Below are 16,475 nucleotides of genomic sequence, written 5' to 3' on the forward strand. Positions count from 1 at the left end.
TCTTCAATCCATGCAAAGATTTCGCACGGTCACGTCGAAATTTGTGCGCTTTACTTGAGCTATGGGCTGCGCGACCATTTCTGTGTCGCCTTCGAAAGCCCGCCCCGGCGGTGACCGCGACACATCGGATCACCGAACAGGCCCATTGGAGTTGCCTCATGTCCGACGCACCCGTCGTCAACCGGTTCGCCAGCAAGCAGACCGCCTTTCACGAGATTCCGGTCATCGACATCGCGCCCCTCATCGATGGAAGCGACCCTGAGGGCGTTGCACGTCAGATCGGCGAGTCCTGCGAGCAGGTCGGGTTCTTCTACGTGAAGAACCACGGGGTCCCCTCCGAACTGGTCAAGCGCATGTACGCGGACACCGAGAAGTTCTTCGCCCTTCCCGAGGACGTCAAGGAGAAGATCCACGTCGCGAAGTCCGGCCCGACGGCGCGCGGGTACATTCCGGCGTCCGCCGAGAATGCGGACCGGAACAAGGCCACCGCCGACCTCAAGGAGGCCTTCGACTACGGCGCGAAGCAGGGCACCGTCTCGCCTTTCTTCGGACCGAACCTGATGCCGGCCGAGTTCCCCGAGTTCGAGGCGACCTGCGACGAGTACTACGCGGCGATGCGCGCCCTGGCCCGCAAGCTGGTCAGTGCGTTCGCGATCAGCCTCGGCCTCGACCCCGAGTACTTCGAGCGCAAGCAGCGCAACCCGATCACCATCCAGCGTCTGCTGCACTACCCCCCGCAGACGGAGGACGACAACGCGATCGGCATCGGTGCCCACACCGACAAGGGCATCCTCACCATCCTGTCCCAGGACAGCGTCGGCGGGCTGCAGGTGCAGAACAAGGACGGCGAGTGGATCAGCGCCCCGCCCGTCGAGGACGCGTTCGTCATCAACATCGGTGACCTCGTCGCGAAGATGACGAACGGGAAGTACTCGTCGACGGTCCACCGCGTGGTCAACGAGAGCGGCGCCGAGCGTTACTCGGTCGCGTTCTTCATCGACCTCGATTTCGACGCGCTCGTCGAGACCGTGCCGACCTGCGTCGATGCCGACCACCCTGCCGACCCGAACCCGTTCACCTGCGGCGAGTACAAGACCCAGTGGTTCACCACGGTCTACCCGCACCTGAACGACGATCCCTCGATCCTCGCCACGACCAAGTAGGGTGTGACGGACGCTCGGCAGTGGGGCTTCGACAACGGTCGAAGCCCCACTGCCGTCGCTCCACCGGAGGTCGTGGAACTCCCGCGACGGGGCACTACCGTTCCCACATGGAGGCGAGAGTCATGTCCGGACGCCGTGGTGCTTGATCCGAGGCTCAAGGTCCTCCAGGCCGTGGACCACTACGGAACCGTCACGGCTGCGGCAAGTGCCCTGGCCTACACCCCGTCGGCGAGCTCCTATCAACTCCGTCAGCTGGCGGAGCTGCTCGGGGTCACGCTGATCGAGCCGTCCGGCCGCGGTGTCAAACTCACCCCGGCGGCACGCATCATCCTGCGCCACACAGCCATCATGCAGGCCCAGTGGGAGGCCGCACGCAGCGAGCTCGCGGCCGCCGCGGACGAACCCTCGGGGCAGTTCACCCTGTGCGGGTTCTCCACTGCGTCCACGCAGTTGTTGCCCCACGCCGCGGCGGCCCTCCGTGATCGCCACCCTCGTCTCGACGTCCGCCTGGTCCAGGCGGACCCTGCCGAGTGCTTCGAGCTCGTCGAGATGGGAACGGCCGATCTTGCGCTGGTCATGGTGACCACCGACTCGCCACCGTTGGGCGACCTCCGCTTCGATCAACAGCTGCTCGTGGACGATCCGCTGGACCTGGTGGTCCCCACGAGCCATCCGTTGGCCTCGCGCGAGCGCGTCACCCTCGCCGACGCCGCTGGGGAATCGTGGATCATCAGCAGGCCGGAGAGCGCCTATCACCACCTCACCGTCGCCGCCTGTGTCGCTGCGGGTTTCACGCCGAACCTGGTGCATCAGGCGGACGAGTGGGAGACCGGCGCCGCGATGGTGTCGCAGGAGCTGGGCGTCACGCTGGTGCCGCGGCTGGGCCGGCTGAGCTCGGAATGGGCCGTCACCCGCCTCCGCTTGTCGGGTGAGCCCGTGCCGGCGCGCCGGATCGTCGCCGCCACACGGAAGGGCGCGTCGAGTCACCCGCTCGTCGCGGAGACCCTGGCGCTGATCCGATCCAGGTGCACGAGCCTGTACTCGGACCCATCCGGCGGAATCAGCCCAGCCGGACCCCACACCACAGAAGATGGTGGAGACACTACGCGTGACGAGACTGCCTGAACTGCCGGCTCGCGGTGTGACGCGTCCGCGGCAGCGGGTCGGGTAGTGGACTCGGCTCCGTGATCATCTCGCGAGCGCAGTCGTGCGTGGTTTTCAGCCGCGACCCATGCCGTAGAACTCCGGATTCGGCTTCATGTTCGTCACGTTGGCGATGCGGTTGGAGAGTCCGAAGAACGCCGAGATGGCGGCGATGTCCCAGACGTCCTCCTCGGTGAATCCGTGCGACGCCAAGGTGGCGAAGTCGTCCTCGGAAACCCTGTAGGCCTCCCCCGACACCTTGATCGCGAAATCGAGCATGGCCTTCTGCCGGTCGGTGATGTCGGCCTTGCGGTAGTTGGCCGCAACCTGGTCGGCGATCAGGGGGTCCTTGGCCCGGATCCGCAGGATCGCACCGTGGGCGACGACGCAGTACTGGCACTGGTTGGGGCTGGACGTCGCGACCACGATCATCTCGCGTTCGGCCTTGGTCAGGTTCCCCGGCTTGTCCATCAGGGCGTCGTGGTAGGCGAAGAACGCGCGGAACTCGTCCGGCCGGCGGGCGAGCACGAGGAAGACGTTGGGGATGAAACCGGACTTCTCCTGGACGGCAAGAATGCGGTCCCGCACGTCCTCGGGCAGGTCGTCGAGCGCGGGGGTCGGGAAGCGGCTGACATCGGTCGAATCCGTCATGGATCGGTGTCCTTCGGCTAGTCGTTGGAGATCGGGACGATTACCCGGCCGCGCACCGCGCCGGCGATCAGCTCGTCGGCGACGGGAATGCACGCATCGAGCGCGACGCTCTGGGTCACCGGGCCGAGGATCGTAGGGTCGAGGTCGCGGGCGAGCCGCTGCCAGGCCTCCCGTCGCTCGTTCCGGGGGCACATGACGCTGTCGATCCCGGCGAGGGTGACACCGCGCAGGATGAACGGGGCCACGGTTGCCGGGAGGTCCATGCCACCGGCCAGCCCACATGCGGCCACGACGCCGCGGTACTGCATGGAGGCGCACACGTTGGCCAGCACCTGGCCGCCGGCCACGTCGATCGCGCCGGCCCACTGCTCCTTGGCCAGCGGCCGGCCGGGCTCGCTGAAGTCCGAGCGGGGAAGAACCCGTCCGGCACCCAGGTTCACGAGATAGTCGGACTCGTCGATCCGCCCGGTGACGGCGGCGACCTGGTATCCGAGCCTGGCCAGCACCGCGGTGGCGATGCTGCCGACCCCGCCCGCAGCCCCGGTCACCAGCACCTCCCCGGAGTCGGGAGTGATCCCGTGGCGCTCCAGCGCCATGACGCACAGCATGGCGGTGTAACCGGCCGTGCCGATCGCCATGGCCTGGTCGAAGGTGAAGGCCGGCTCGAGCGGGATCAGCCAGTCGCCCTTCACCCGGGCGTACTCGGCGAGCCCACCCCAGTGACGCTCCCCCACACCCCAGCCGTTCAGCACGACGCGGTCACCCGGCGTGAAATCCGGGTTCGTGGACTCCTCGACCGTGCCGGCGAGGTCGATACCGGGGACCATCGGGAAGCTCCGCACCACCGGGCTCTTCCGCGTGATGGCGAGCGCGTCCTTGTAGTTCAGGGTCGAACTGGCGACCCGAACCGTGACGTCTCCTTCGGGCAGTTGGTCGGTCGGGACGTCGGTTACGCGCACCGACTGCCCGCCGGTGCCGTTCTCGATCAGCACGGCGGTGAACCGGTCTCTCACAGTGGTCCTTCCTGATTTCCCGCTCGGATCATCGCGAGGTATCCCTCCGCGAACGTGTCGAGCGCAGCGGGGTCTCGCTCGAGCTTGGCGCGCAGCACGGCGCCCTCCCAGCCGATCCAGAAGAACTGCGCGAGCATCGCGCAGTCGACGTCCTCCGGGATCTCGCCTGCATCCTGTGCCGCGCGGAGGCAGCGCGCCGTCCGCTCCTCCCAGTCCCGAAGGACCACGGCGAGGCGATCGCGAAACGGCTCCGGCAGGACACCCATCTCCTGCCCCAGGTTGCCCACCAGGCACCCTCGCCGGTAGTCGAAGCGCGCCATCCCGTCCCGTGCATCGGCGATGAAGTCACGCAGCCGGTCGAGCGGGCGCCGCTCCTCGTCGGTGAACCAGCGATCGAGCTTCTTCGCGAAGAAGTCGGCATACGCATCGATCAACGCGAGGCCGAAGGACTCCTTGGTGTCGAAGTAGTGGTAGAAGGACCCCTTCGGCACCCCGGCCGCGGCGAGGATCTCCTCGATCCCCACGGCGCTGAACCCCTTCTCGGTCAGGATCGCGACGCCCTGACGCAGCAGCCGGGCCCGTGGCGCGTCCGGCTGGGTCTGGTCCTTGCGGGGACGGCCGCGCCGCCGCCGCGGCTCGGTAGATGCGGTGGCCCGGTGCACGCGATTTTTTCTAGACCGATCGACTCGCAAAGTCAACGCACATCGAGGCGGCGGTCGACACCACTGGAGGCAGACCGCCCTCAGAGAGTGTTGTGAATCCGGGTGATCGCGTGGCGTGGGAGCCGTGGTATCGGCGTGGTTGTCGTGATCATCCGGTCGGTGTGCGTTTGTGTCTGCAAGCCTGCCTATGACTCGTCGCTGACCGATGCTCAGTGGGCGGTGATCGAGCCGCTTCTGCCGACGAGGAGCCCGGCGCTGGGCGGGCGCCCGCTGGTGCACTCGCGGCGGCTGGTGATCGACACGATCCTGTATGTGCTGGTCAGCGGGTGTGCGTGGCGGCTGGTGCCGCACGACCTGGCACCGTGGGGCACCGCCTACCGGTGGTTCGCCGCTTGGACCGCCGATGGCACCTGGGCGCGGGTGCATGACACGCTGCGCGACCGGGTCCGAGTCGCTGACGGCCGGGACCCGCAGCCCTCGGCCGCGGTGCCCGACTCCCAGTCGGCGCGCAGTTCCGAGGGCGGCGAGGCCATCGGCTACGACGCCGGTAAGCGGGTCCGGGCCGCAAGCGACACCTGCTCGTCTACACGTGCGGGCTGCTGCTGCGCACGATCGTGCACTCGGTTTCGGTGCAGGATCGGGCCGGCGCCAAGCTCGTGCTCGGTGATCTACGGACACTGTTCCCGCAGGTCGGGCTGGTCTGGGTGGACGGCGGTTACGTCCACTCGGTCGATGCCGGTCTCGTCCGGTGGGCGCACGAGCAGGAGAATCTCGAGATCGTGTGCGTTCCGCGGAACGCGGACGTGAAAGGCTTCCAGGTGCTGCCCCGTCGCTGGGTGGTGGAACGAACATTCGGCTGGATCACGAGGTGCAGACGCTTGGCCCGCGACTACGAACGCAAGACCGCCCACGCCGAGGCCATGATCCAGGTCGCGATGATCCGGCTGATGGCCGTTCGGCTGGCCGGCGAGGAGATCGAGCCCCGCGGCCCGATCGAGACCGAGGCCTCCCGCCGCCTAGCAGAAGACCTCGCCGACTGATCAACCAGGATCCGAGACACTCTCTCAGAGCTCGGTGCACGACACCCCGCGGCGGCGGCCACCGTGGCGGAACGGGTTGACGTAGAGGTCGCGCCGGACCCCGACTTCGACCACGCAGTCCGACCGCGGCCGGGCCACGCAGAGCAGGACGTACCCGTCGGCCTCCTGCTCCGGCCGGAGCGCGTACGAGCGGCCCTGCGACTGGTCGACCGTTCCCTCGATGATCGTCGCCGCGCACGTCAGGCAGGCCCCGAACCGGCAGCCGTGCGGGAGGCGCAATCCGGCGGCCTCCAGCTCGTCGAGCAGGAACCGGTCGGCGTCGACCCGGACCACCCGGCCGTCACGGTTCCGGACCGTGATGTCGTAGGCGGGCACCTCAGAGCCAGATGTCGGAGGTGCAGTCCCCGCCCGGGTAGCGCATCTCGTGCGCGCGGGCCGGGCCCGCCGGCTCCGCGCCGAAGTCGACCAGGAAGTTCGGGTCGATCTCCATCCCGCCGTTCTCCGGATCACAGTTGATCTTGTACATGCGGGAACCCTGCTCGGCCATCGCCGGGTAGAACTGGTTGTCCCAGCTGCTGAACAGCGAGGTGGTGGTGTAGAGCCGCCTGCCGTCCAGCGAGAGCTGGATCATCTGGGCGGCACCGGCGACCGGCCGCCCGTTGACCTCGTCGGCCTTGCCCAGCAGACCGCCGATCCACACCTGCCCGGTCTGCCGCGGCCGGGACGGGTCGGTGATGTCGTACTGATTGACGCTGCCGTGCAGCCAGTTCACGAAGTAGAGGTACCGGTCGTCCATCGAGACGAGGATGTCGGTCATCAGGCCGGGCACCGGGAACGACCAGCCCTCGATCTCGACCGGCGGGACGTCGATGACCTTCTCGACCTCCCACTGCCCGTTCGGCTTATGCCAGTGGAACATGTTCGAGCTCAGCGCGGCCCCGACGAAGCCGTGCGTGCTGGCCGGGTCGTGGTGGAACCGGACCTCCAGCGGGATCATCCCCTCCTCGCCGAGGTCGACGCTCCGGGTGAGCGTGCGGTTCTCCCAGTCCCAGAAGTGCAGCCGGCGACCGTACTTGCCCGCCTCGACGTCGGCCAGGTCGAAGCCGCCCAGGTAGGTGTTCGGCGCCGCCCACTCGCTCGAGATCATCACGTCGTGCCGCGGCTGATACCAGAAGTCGTAGCCGAACTCCATGCCGGTCGCGTCGCGCTCCCACCGGCCCGCGATCTCGAAGTCGGAGTCGAGCAGCAGGAACCCGCCCGGCCCGTTCCCCTTCCCGTCACCCAGCATGCTGATCATGACGTGGCCGTCGGCCAGGCAGTGCACGGTGTGCGGCGCGGTCAGGTCCGCCTTCTCGATCACCTCAGCCGGTTCGATCACCTTGTGCATCCTCGGCGCCCGGGGATCCGCGGTGTCGATCACATGGATACGGCCCGAGCGCTGCCCACCGGCGATCAGGAACCGGCGCTCCCGGCTGGCGTCACCGTGACACGAGCTGCACGCGTTCCACCCGAAGTGGTGCAGCTCGTCACCGACGTTGGGCATCGGCAACCGGTGCACGACCTCCGAGTACGTCGGCGACTCCGGGTCGAGGTCGACTGTGGCCAGGTAGTCCGGCTCCACCACATCGGTCCCGGTGTACAGCGCGATCGTGTAGCCGAGCTTCTCCGGCTCGGCGCGCGTGGCCTCCGCCGGTGTCGCGTACCCCGGGCCACAGCATGCCGACGACTCACTCACGACGCATCTCTCCTTGGAGACGGGTTGGTGCACCACAGCGATCGAATGTCCGCACATTCACGCTAGCCGTGTGATCTATGCCATGCAAGGCTTGACCATGGGCCGGGCCTGCGACCACACACCGGACATTGTCTGTCTACGTGACCCAGATATGGGTACTCTTACGCGGCCGCGCCGAGCCCCAGCGCGCTCTCCACCCCGACGGCACCTCCGACGAGGAGCAGCAGCAGGGCGAAACCGCGGTGCAGCGACGCCGACGACAGGCGGTTCCCCGCCAGCTTGCCCGCCATGGCACCGAGCACCGCAACGGCGACGAACGGGCCGAGCACGCGCCAGTCCACCTCCAGGTCCCCCGCGCGCGCGGCCAGGGAGCTGACCGCGTTGAGGGTCAGGACCAGCAGTGACGTCCCGATGGCGGCGGGCATCGGCATCCCGAGGACGACCACCAGCGCGGGGACGACGAGGAACCCGCCGCCGACGCCCAGGAAGCCGGCCAGGAAGCCCACTACCGCTCCCGCGCTGCCCACCCGCAGGGCGCGCACGACCGCCGTCCGCCGCCGAGGCGGCGCGTCGGTCACGGTCCCGCTCCCGCCCGCACCGCCGGGACCCGGCGGGCCGGGCTCGGGACCGGGGCCGGTGGCGGACCGGCTCCGGAACAGCATCAGCACGGCAACGGCCACGGTGAGCACCGAGAACGACAGCAGCAGCACCGACTGGGACACGTTCCGGTTCAGCAGGGTGCCGGCCCATGCCGTGGGGACGCCGGACGCGCCGAACGCGATCCCGGTCCGCCAGTCGATGGTCCGCTCCCGGAGCCGGGCGAGCACGCCGACCACCGAGATGATGCCGACGACGACGATGCTGCCGGTGGTCGCCGTCCGGCCGTCCTGACCGAGTGCGTAGACGAGCGCGGGAACGGCGAGCACTCCCCCACCGCCGCCCAGGGTGCCGATGACCAGTCCGACGACCAGTCCCAGCGCACCGGCCAGGGCACCGGTCACGCGACGGTCCCGGGCTCGCCGTCCTCGCCGGCGAACGGCAGGCCCGCGGCCGCCCAGGCCTTCATGCCCCCGGCCAGGTTGCGGGCGTCGACGCCGGCGCCGGCGAGCGCGGCGGCGGCCGTGGCGGAACGGTTCCCGGAGCGGCAGATGGCGACGACCGTCCGGTCTCGGTCGAACCGCGCCGGGTCGAGGTCGCCGAGCGGGGCGTGGAATGCGCCCTCGATGTGCCCGGCCCGCCACTCCTCGGGCTCGCGCACGTCGAGGAGCAGCGCACCCCGGGCGGCGAGCTCGCGGGCGCCCGCCGGATCGGTCTGCGGGATCTCGTCGGGTGCAGTCATCGTCGGGTCCCTTCTGGACGGTCGATCAGGCGAGCCCGCGCAGCATCGCGTTCCAGTACAGGGCCGGCAGCCCGTACCGCTTCAGGTACCACATGTCGCGGCGCTCCTTGATCGTGTCGATGTAGGGCAACGACGGCGTCGGCGTCATCGAGTAGTCGAACTCGGCGAGCAGCATGTGCTTCCGCGACGTCGTGAGGGGGCAGGAGGCATAGCCCCCGTAGCGGGCACCGGGAGCACGGCCCGCCATCACCGCGCGGAGGTTCTCCACGACGACCGGGGCCTGCTTGCGGATCGCGGCGCCGGTCTTCGAGTTCGGTGACGAGCCGGCGTCCCCGAGTGCGAAGACGTTCGGGTAGCGCGTGTGCTGCATCGTGTGCTTGTCGATCTCGACGTAGCCTGCGGGCGAGTTCGGGTCGGCCAGGGCCGTCTTCTTCACCCAGTCCGGGGCACTCTGCGGGGGCACCGCGTGCAGCACGTCGTAGGACAGGGTCGTCGTGGCGTCGCCGGCGGCATGGTCGACGACGGCGATCTCCTTCTTGGCGGTGTCGACCGAGGTCATCTCGCTCTGGAAGTGGACGTGGATGCCGTACCGGTTCGCGACCCGCTCCAGGACCGCCGCAAACTCGGGCACGCCGAACATGCCCGGGGTCGGCAGTACCAGGTGCACGTCGATGTCACGCAGCACCCCCTGCTGCCGCCAGTGGTCGGCCGCGAGGTAGGCGATCTTCTGCGGGGCTCCCGCGCACTTGATCGGACCGCTGGGCATCGTGAACACCGCGCTGCCCCGGCGGAGCTCGCGCACGAACGACCAGGTCGCGGGGGCGAGCTCGTAGCGGTAGTTGCTGGACACCCCGTCCCGCCCCAGCGCGTCGGACAGCCCGGTGACCTTGGCCCAGTCGAGCTGGATGCCCGGGCACATCACGAGGTAGGAGTACTCGACGCTCGTCCCGTCGACGAGGTCGACCGTACGGGCGTCCGGATCCACCGACACCGCGGCCTTCCGGATCCAGGTGACCCCCTTGGGCATCACCGACGCCTGCGGTCGCGCACTCTCTTCCACCGGCGCCCGTCCGCCGCCGACCAGGGTCCATAGCGGTTGGTAGTAGTGCGTGACCGCGGGCTCGATCACCGCGACGTCGTGCTCGCCGGCCCGGCGCAGGCGCGCCGCGACGCTGATACCGGCACTGCCGCCGCCGACGATCAGGATCCGGTGTCCAGACATGTGCCCGCCTCCTCTAAATGTACGGACATCATAGCGTAGCGCCCTGTGCAACGCCCCCACAATCACCTGAAACGGACAGGGATGCCCGCAACATCGCGCTCTCAGGTGACATGGGCCATACTCACCGGTGGAATGTTCGCTCATTTACTGCCGTTGAGCAGGTGCCTTGTGGGCGTGTCGCGCCCGTCGATGAGAGGACCGGACCGAGCGATGATCACTGTTCTGACCGTCGAGACACCCAGCCTGGGGGACCGCAGCTACCTCGCACACGACGGCGAGGTCGCGCTCGTGGTCGACCCCCAGCGCGATCACGACCGGATACGGGCGCTCGCCGCCGAGACCGGCGTCCGGATCACGCACGTCTTCGAGTCGCACATCCACAACGACTACGTCACCGGCGGGCACGCCCTCGCCCGCGCGACCGGCGCGCAGTACCTGGTCAACGCCGACGACCCGGTCTCCTTCGAGCGCGTCGGCCTGCACGACGGCGTCGTCGTCGCGGTCGGAAGCATGCGGATCCGGGCCCTGCACACCCCCGGGCACACCCACACGCACCTGTCGTTCATCCTGGCGGGCGCCGACGGCGAGCCGGTCGCGGTGTTCACCGGCGGTTCATTGCTCTACGGCTCCACCGGCCGCCCGGATCTGCTGGGGCCGGAGCACACCGCCGACCTCGCCCACGCGCAGTGGCACTCCGCCCGGCGGCTGGCCGCGGAACTCCCCGACCGCACCGAGATCTACCCGACCCACGGGTTCGGCAGCTTCTGCTCGGCCACCCAGTCCGGGGGGACCGCCAGCACCATCGGCGCCGAGAAGCGGGCCAACCCGGCACTGAGCCAGGACGAGGCGACCTGGGTCGAGAACCTGATCGCAGGCCTGGAGGACTACCCCGCCTACTACGCGCACATGGAGCCGGCCAACCTCGCCGGCCCGACCGAGATCGACCTCTCCGCCCCGGCCGAGGCCGACCCGGCCGAGCTGCGCCGCCGGATCGGGGCCGGCGAGTGGGTCGTCGACCTGCGTACGCGTACCGCGTTCGCCGCCGGGCATCTCGCCGGCACCGTCAACCTCGGGCTGGACGGGCAGTTCGTCACCTACCTCGGCTGGCTCCTGCCGTGGGGCACGCCGGTCACGCTGCTCGGCGAGACCGCAGCCGAGGTCGCCGAGGCCCAGCGCGAGCTGGTCCGCATCGGCATCGACCGGCCCGCGGCCATCGCCACCGGCAAGCCCGAGGACTGGGCGGGCGACGCCTCGCTGCTGCGCGGATTCCCGCAGGCGACCTTCGCCGACCTCGCCGACCGCATCGGGCGTGGGGAGCCGCCGGCCGTGCTCGACGTCCGGCGGGCGGCGGAGCGCGCACCCGAGTACATCGAGGGGTCGGTCGGCATCCCGATCCACGAGGTCCTGCAGCGCCTCGACGAGGTTCCGCCCGGCCAGGTCTGGGTGCACTGCGCCGCGGGCTACCGCGCTGCGATCGTCGCGAGCCTGCTCGACGCCCGCGGGCACGACGTCGTCGCCGTGGACGACGCGTTCGGCAACGCCCGGGCGGCCGGGTTGCCGATGGCCCACGGCTAGGCCGACGGCCCGCGCCCGGGGTCATCCCCGGGCCGGGGTCGACGCGATCAGTGCGCGCGCCGGAACTCCCCGTATTCTCGCCCCGGAAGCAGGGAGGTCGGCGTGCCGGGACTGGGCGAGCTCGAGAGTCGGGTGATGGCCGCACTCTGGGATGCGCACGGCCCGCAGACCGTCCGGGCGGTGCACACCGCCCTGTCCGGTGAGCGGTCGCTGGCCTACACGACCGTCATGACCGTGCTGGACAACCTGCACGGCAAGGGCTGGGTGCATCGCTACCGGGAGGGCCGGGCCTGGGCCTACGTCCCGGCACGGGCCCGGGAGGAAGCCGGTGCCGAGATGCTCCGCGAGATCCTCGACTCGCTCGGCGATCCGCAGGGCGTGCTGTTGCACTTCGCTCGCGGCATGGACGAGCGCGAGTCCGAGTTCCTGCGCCGAGCCCTGTCGGAAGAGGAGGCCGAGTGACGATCGCGCTCGCGCTGCTGCTCGCCGCCGGCGCGCTGGGCGTGACCGGGCCGTGGTACCTGCGCCCGGCCGGAAATCCGCGGGTGCATCCGGCACTCGCGCTGTCGGCCTGGGTGGTCACGCTGGTGACGGCGGCGTCGTCGGCCGTCACGGCCGCTGCGGTGCTCGTGCTGCCCGATCCCTCTGTGCCGGACGGCATGCTCGGGATCGCGGTGGTCTGCTGGCAAGCGGTGTCCCGAGGCGCCGAACTGCCGTGGCTGCTGTTCGCGCGGCTCGTCGCGGGGATCACGCTGCTCGTGCTGCTGACCCGGGTCGCAGCGCTGTTCGGTCGCGCCCTGCGGACCGAGCGGCGGCACCGGATCGATCGCGTCGGGGCACTGCGCGCGGTTGCGGAGGTGCGCGACGGGGTCTGGTGGATCCCGTCCGACGACCCGGTGGCGTTCTCGGTCGGCGGTGGCCGCCGCGGGATCGTCGTCGCCTCGACCGGGCTGCGCCGGTTCGACGCCGACACGGTCGCGGCAGTGCTCGCTCACGAGCGGGCCCACGTACGGGGGCGGCACCACCTGGCCGTCGCGCTCGCCCACGCCGCGGCGGCGGCGTTACCGCACGTCCCGCTCTGCCGGCAGGCGCCGGGTGCGATCGGTGTGCTGTGCGAGCTCGCGGCCGATGCCGCCGCCGTGCGGCGGTGCGGGCCGGAGGCGGTGACCCGGGCGGTGCAGGTACTGGCGACCGGACCGGGCGCTCCGCGCGGCGCCGTCGGCTTCGACGCGTTCCCCGAGGCCCGGCGGTCCTGGCTGAGCTCCCGGCGCTCGGCCCTGCTGCGCGGCGCCGGTGCGGCCGCCCGGGTCACGACCGGCGGGATGGCGCTCGTGCCCGCCGCACTGCCCGCGGCCGGCGCGATCGCGCTGGTGCTCGCGGTCTGCGTGTCCGCCTGACCCTCACGCCGGGACCCAATTGACCGGACATTCACACGGCCTACTACCGTCCTCACGGTAACTACTATTTCGTTAGTAGAAGGGGTCGGTGTGGGACGCACATCCGGAACACTCGAACGGCGGGGCCGGCGTCGGGACGTGGCGATCGTCGCCGTCCTGGTGGTCGTGGCCGTCGCCCTGATCGGGTACCTGGTCACCGGCGGGCCCGGCTCGGACCCGGCCGAGGACACGGAGGCCGCACCGGCTGCGCCGTCCGGGGCGAGCGCCGAGGTCGGGCCGCTGGGCGACATCGCCCGCCGGCAGGAGGGCGACCCGCTCGCGCTGGGCCGGGCCGACGCGCCAGTGGTTATGACGATCTTCTCCGACTACCGCTGCCCGTTCTGCGCGAAGTTCAGCCGGGAGACCGAGCAGCAGCTGATCGACGAGTACGTCGACGACGGCCGGCTGCGGCTGGAGTGGCGGGACTATCCGATTTTCGGGCCGGAATCCACGGTCGCCGCGCACGCCGGTCGGGCGGCCGCGTTGCAGGGAATGTTCTGGGAGTACAACCGGGCGCTCTACGCCGACACACCCGAGCGCGCCAAGCCCGACCTGCCGGAAGACAAGCTGATCGCCTACGCCGAGCAGATCGGTGTCCCGGACATGGCGAGGTTCCGCGCCGACATGGACTCGCCCGAGGTGGCAGGGGCGGTGGACAGGGATCTCGACGAGGGCAGCGCGCTCGGCGTGCCGAGCACTCCGTCGTTCGTGGTGAACGGGTACCCGATCATGGGCGCGCAGCCGGTCGAACGGTTCCGTGCGCAGATCGACCGGGCGCTGGCGGCCGCGTCGTGACCGGCGTCGGTCTGCTGACGGCCTTCCTGGGCGGATTGCTGTCCTTGATCAGCCCGTGCGCGGCGCTGCTGTTGCCGTCGTTCTTCGCCTACGCCTTCGACCGGGTGGGAACGCTGGTCGGTCGTACGCTGACGTTCCTCGCCGGCCTGCTGACCGTGCTGGTACCGCTCGGCGCCGGCGTCGCGCTGGTCGGTGCGATGATCACCCAGTACCGGGGTGCCGTGACGGCCGCCGGTGGGCTCCTGCTGGTCGGATTCGGCGTGCTCAGCATCCTCGGGATCGGCTTCGGCAGCACTACCGCGGGCCGGCTCGCCGGGCGGATCCGGATCTCCGGTCCGGTCTCGACCTTCACGCTGGGCACGGTCTACGGTCTCGCCGGCTTCTGCTCCGGTCCGCTGCTCGGCAGTGTCCTGACCGTCGCCGCGGTGGGGTCCGAACCCGGCTACGGCGCAGCGCTGCTGGCCGCGTACGCGGTCGGGATGGCTGCTCCGCTGTTCGTGCTCGCGTTGCTGTGGGACCGCTTCGGGCTGTCCGGCAAGCAGTGGCTGCGCGGCCGGGAGGTGCGTCTCGGACCGCTGCGCAGCCACTCGACGAGCCTGATCTCGGGCTTGCTGTTCGTCGGGATCGGTCTGCTCTTCCTGCTCACCGAGGGCACGGCCGGTCTCGTCGCGCCCACCACGGTCGACCAGCAGGCCGATCTCCAGAACACCGTCGGGGACCTGTTCGGCGGTGTGCCCGACGCGGCCGTCCTGCTGGGGATCGTCCTGGTCGCCCTGGCGATGATGGCGTTCCGGCTCCTGCGTCGCCACGGCTCACCGGCCGCGACCGACGAGCGGGAGCGGGAGGGGACACGATGAAGACGCTCGCCGTGCTGAAGACCTGGACCGCCCGGCAGTGGACGGTCGCGGCCGTGGCCACGATCGCGACAGCCGTGGTCGTCGCCGTCCCGACCGCGGTGCTGCCGACCCCGCTGTTCTGGCGGCAGATCCCCACCCCGGCCTGGGCCTACCCGGTACTCGGGCTGGTCGCGGTGCTGTCCGGTCTCGTCGCGGCCACCTACGTCCGCGCTCCGGGCGGGCCGGGCGGCCGCCGGGCGTCGGCCGGGGCGTTGCTCGGCTTCTTCGCCGTCGGATGCCCGGTCTGCAACAAGCTCGTGCTGCTCGTGCTCGGGTACACCGGCGCCATGGCCTGGTTCGAACCGGTGCAACCGATGCTGGCCGTGCTCGCCGTGATCGGGCTGGCCGCGGCGCTGCGGGTTCGGCTGCGCGGAGCCGCGAGCTGCCCGCGACCGGGGGCCGGGTCCGCGAGCTCCACACCCACTCGCGATACCGGGCTCCCCTCCGCGAAGGAGACCTCGTGAGAGCCACCGACCGCCCGTGGCGCCCGGCCATGGTTGCGGTCTGCCGATGCACCGGACGGGCCACGGCTCGATGCGCGCCGGCCTGATCTACCAGCGCGCGAGGAAGGCGCGGAATCGGGTCATCGCCGAGCAACTCGCCACGCTCGCCCAGGACGACGAGGACGCAGGCAAGTTGCACGTTAGTTCACGGAACGCGAGCGGCACCCCTCCCATGATCGGGAGTGGGCGCCGTTTTCGCTGGTCGACCAGTGTGAGCGGGCGACGGGAATCGAACCCGCGTAGCCAGTTTGGAAGACTGGGGCTCTACCATTGAGCTACGCCCGCATGCCCGGCTGCTACGACCGGACGTGCACGAGGGTAGCCCACGCCGCCGCGGTGACCATCCCCCGCCCCCTCGGATCACGCCGTACGGCAGCGGCGGTCAGTGTCCGGCCCCGAAGACGTCGCGCACCATCGCCTCCCAGGCGATCACCGCGCTCGCCGGTGGCAGGCCGAGCTGCCCGATCATCGCCAGGCAGCAGCCGTCCTCACCGGTCAGCAGCACCGTCGACACCGGGCCCTGCGGGCCGTGGGTGCGGACCACGCGGACCGCGTCGACGTCCCCGGACCCGAACGCGAACCGGGCGGGCCCGGAGGCGACCCCGACGACGTCGCCGGCCTCGACGTGATCCACCCACCCGACCGACGCCTGCAGGCAGCCCCGGTTCGCCACGGCGAACCCGGCCGGGACGGCGTGCTCGCACAGCAGCCCGAGCAGCTCCACGACCGACCGGAATCCGGTCACCGGGGACGCCGGCGGAGCGAACCGCTCGATCGGCTCGCCGGTGACGGCGGCGTCGAGCAGGCCGATCTGGTCGAGCTCGCCGGGCGGTGGGAGCCCCACACCGGCGGAGCCGGGCGGCTCGGCGCGCGGCGCCAGCGCCATCAGATCGACCACCGTCGGCGCCGGTTCGGAGACCAGGTGCGCACGGTGCACGGCCGCGCCGTCGGCGTCGAACATCCACAACCCAGCCGGCTCGCGGGCCTCGTCGTCGGGCGCGGTGGTGACCAGTTCGGCGACCGCCGACCTGGACAGCCGCAGGTTGACCCGGTCGGTCCGGATCCCGAACGCCTCCCCGGTGAAGCTCGGCTCGGCGTAGGGGGCGAGGTCGCCGAGCAGCGCGCTGCCGTTCGCGGTGGTCGCGACCACCTCGTCGAGCAGCGGCAGGTGGCGGACGAGCGAGTCGGGGTCGAGATCGAGCCGGGTACCGACGCGGTGTGCGAGCAGCACGTCCAGCTCGGTGCGGGGCAGGGTCACGGGCACTCCAGTGCTCGGTGGACGTCACGGAGGCAGCCGGGATT

General features: G+C 70.5%; 18 protein-coding genes and 1 tRNA gene. 9 read left to right on the forward strand and 10 right to left on the reverse strand.

Translation table 11 applies throughout. The annotated features are described in order from the left end of the window. Positions 1-158 precede the first annotated feature (158 nt). Positions 159-1,163, forward strand: a complete 1,005-nt coding sequence (locus H7X46_RS20355) for an isopenicillin N synthase family oxygenase (RefSeq protein ID WP_186360917.1) — start codon at positions 159-161, stop codon at positions 1,161-1,163. Between the two features lie 171 nt (positions 1,164-1,334). Continuing rightward, positions 1,335-2,288, forward strand: a complete 954-nt coding sequence (locus H7X46_RS20360; RefSeq protein WP_370588875.1) for a LysR substrate-binding domain-containing protein — start codon at positions 1,335-1,337, stop codon at positions 2,286-2,288. A gap of 93 nt (positions 2,289-2,381) precedes the next feature. On the opposite strand, the gene H7X46_RS20365 is transcribed toward H7X46_RS20360, so the two are convergent. From H7X46_RS20365 to H7X46_RS20375, 3 genes are read right to left on the reverse strand one after another with little or no spacing between them, the layout of a single operon-like run. Further along, positions 2,382-2,957: a peroxidase-related enzyme gene (locus H7X46_RS20365; RefSeq protein WP_186360918.1), complete on the reverse strand. Its 576-nt coding sequence runs from the start codon at positions 2,955-2,957 to the stop codon at positions 2,382-2,384. Positions 2,958-2,974: 17 nt separating this feature from the next. Further along, on the reverse strand, positions 2,975-3,970 hold the full coding sequence (locus tag H7X46_RS20370) for an MDR family oxidoreductase (protein WP_370588876.1): 996 nt from the start codon (positions 3,968-3,970) through the stop codon (positions 2,975-2,977). Beyond that, positions 3,967-4,632 carry a TetR/AcrR family transcriptional regulator gene (locus H7X46_RS20375; RefSeq protein ID WP_186360919.1) on the reverse strand — a complete coding sequence of 222 codons (666 nt, stop codon included), beginning with the start codon at positions 4,630-4,632 and terminating at the stop codon, positions 3,967-3,969. The genes H7X46_RS20370 and H7X46_RS20375 overlap by 4 nt, the downstream gene beginning before the upstream one ends. A 159-nt stretch (positions 4,633-4,791) precedes the next feature. Here H7X46_RS20375 and H7X46_RS20380 point away from each other — a divergent pair. Next, a protein-coding gene (locus tag H7X46_RS20380) for an IS5 family transposase (RefSeq protein ID WP_186362799.1) occupies positions 4,792-5,672 on the forward strand; the annotation gives its coding sequence in 2 pieces (ribosomal slippage) (positions 4,792-5,191 and positions 5,191-5,672; 882 coding nt in all). 24 nt (positions 5,673-5,696) lie between these two features. On the opposite strand, the gene H7X46_RS20385 is transcribed toward H7X46_RS20380, so the two are convergent. The 5 genes from H7X46_RS20385 to H7X46_RS20405 form a co-directional block, all read right to left on the reverse strand. Then, entirely contained in the window at positions 5,697-6,047 is a 351-nt protein-coding gene (locus H7X46_RS20385) for a 2Fe-2S iron-sulfur cluster-binding protein (protein ID WP_186360920.1), read from the reverse strand. Position 6,048: 1 nt separating this feature from the next. Continuing rightward, the gene (locus tag H7X46_RS20390; protein ID WP_222131371.1) at positions 6,049-7,407 is read right to left on the reverse strand and encodes a selenium-binding family protein; all 1,359 of its coding nucleotides are present in this window, start codon (positions 7,405-7,407) and stop codon (positions 6,049-6,051) included. 161 nt (positions 7,408-7,568) lie between these two features. Further along, the gene (locus tag H7X46_RS20395; RefSeq protein ID WP_370588877.1) at positions 7,569-8,408 is read right to left on the reverse strand and encodes a sulfite exporter TauE/SafE family protein; all 840 of its coding nucleotides are present in this window, start codon (positions 8,406-8,408) and stop codon (positions 7,569-7,571) included. After that, a complete protein-coding gene (locus tag H7X46_RS20400; RefSeq protein ID WP_186360922.1) occupies positions 8,405-8,746 on the reverse strand; it encodes a rhodanese-like domain-containing protein in 342 nt (113 codons plus the stop codon). The genes H7X46_RS20395 and H7X46_RS20400 overlap by 4 nt, the downstream gene beginning before the upstream one ends. Before the next feature lie 25 nt (positions 8,747-8,771). Then, positions 8,772-9,968: an FAD/NAD(P)-binding oxidoreductase gene (locus H7X46_RS20405; protein WP_186360923.1), complete on the reverse strand. Its 1,197-nt coding sequence runs from the start codon at positions 9,966-9,968 to the stop codon at positions 8,772-8,774. A 210-nt stretch (positions 9,969-10,178) separates the two neighbouring features. Here H7X46_RS20405 and H7X46_RS20410 point away from each other — a divergent pair, with 210 nt between their 5' ends. From H7X46_RS20410 to H7X46_RS20435, 6 genes are all read left to right on the forward strand, one after another. Next, positions 10,179-11,543, forward strand: a complete 1,365-nt coding sequence (locus tag H7X46_RS20410; protein WP_186360924.1) for a rhodanese-like domain-containing protein — start codon at positions 10,179-10,181, stop codon at positions 11,541-11,543. A 102-nt stretch (positions 11,544-11,645) separates the two neighbouring features. Continuing rightward, positions 11,646-12,005 carry a BlaI/MecI/CopY family transcriptional regulator gene (locus tag H7X46_RS20415; RefSeq protein ID WP_186360925.1) on the forward strand — a complete coding sequence of 120 codons (360 nt, stop codon included), beginning with the start codon at positions 11,646-11,648 and terminating at the stop codon, positions 12,003-12,005. Further along, a complete protein-coding gene (locus H7X46_RS20420; RefSeq protein ID WP_186360926.1) occupies positions 12,002-12,940 on the forward strand; it encodes a M56 family metallopeptidase in 939 nt (312 codons plus the stop codon). Before H7X46_RS20415 ends, H7X46_RS20420 begins: the two co-directional genes overlap by 4 nt. Positions 12,941-13,078: 138 nt before the next feature. Further along, positions 13,079-13,774, forward strand: a complete 696-nt coding sequence (locus H7X46_RS20425; RefSeq protein ID WP_370588878.1) for a DsbA family protein — start codon at positions 13,079-13,081, stop codon at positions 13,772-13,774. Then, positions 13,771-14,631 carry a cytochrome c biogenesis CcdA family protein gene (locus H7X46_RS20430; RefSeq protein WP_186360928.1) on the forward strand — a complete coding sequence of 287 codons (861 nt, stop codon included), beginning with the start codon at positions 13,771-13,773 and terminating at the stop codon, positions 14,629-14,631. Before H7X46_RS20425 ends, H7X46_RS20430 begins: the two co-directional genes overlap by 4 nt. Next, entirely contained in the window at positions 14,628-15,134 is a 507-nt protein-coding gene (locus H7X46_RS20435; RefSeq protein ID WP_186360929.1) for a hypothetical protein, read from the forward strand. Before H7X46_RS20430 ends, H7X46_RS20435 begins: the two co-directional genes overlap by 4 nt. A gap of 253 nt (positions 15,135-15,387) precedes the next feature. On the opposite strand, the gene H7X46_RS20440 is transcribed toward H7X46_RS20435, so the two are convergent. Further along, a tRNA-Gly gene (locus tag H7X46_RS20440) sits at positions 15,388-15,458 on the reverse strand. Between the two features lie 97 nt (positions 15,459-15,555). Beyond that, positions 15,556-16,431 (reverse strand): hypothetical protein, encoded by an 876-nt coding sequence (locus H7X46_RS20445; protein ID WP_186360930.1) that lies wholly within the window; start codon positions 16,429-16,431, stop codon positions 15,556-15,558. Positions 16,432-16,475 lie beyond the last annotated feature (44 nt).

The organism is Pseudonocardia sp. C8, assembly GCF_014267175.1.
Lineage (GTDB): Bacteria > Actinomycetota > Actinomycetes > Mycobacteriales > Pseudonocardiaceae > Pseudonocardia.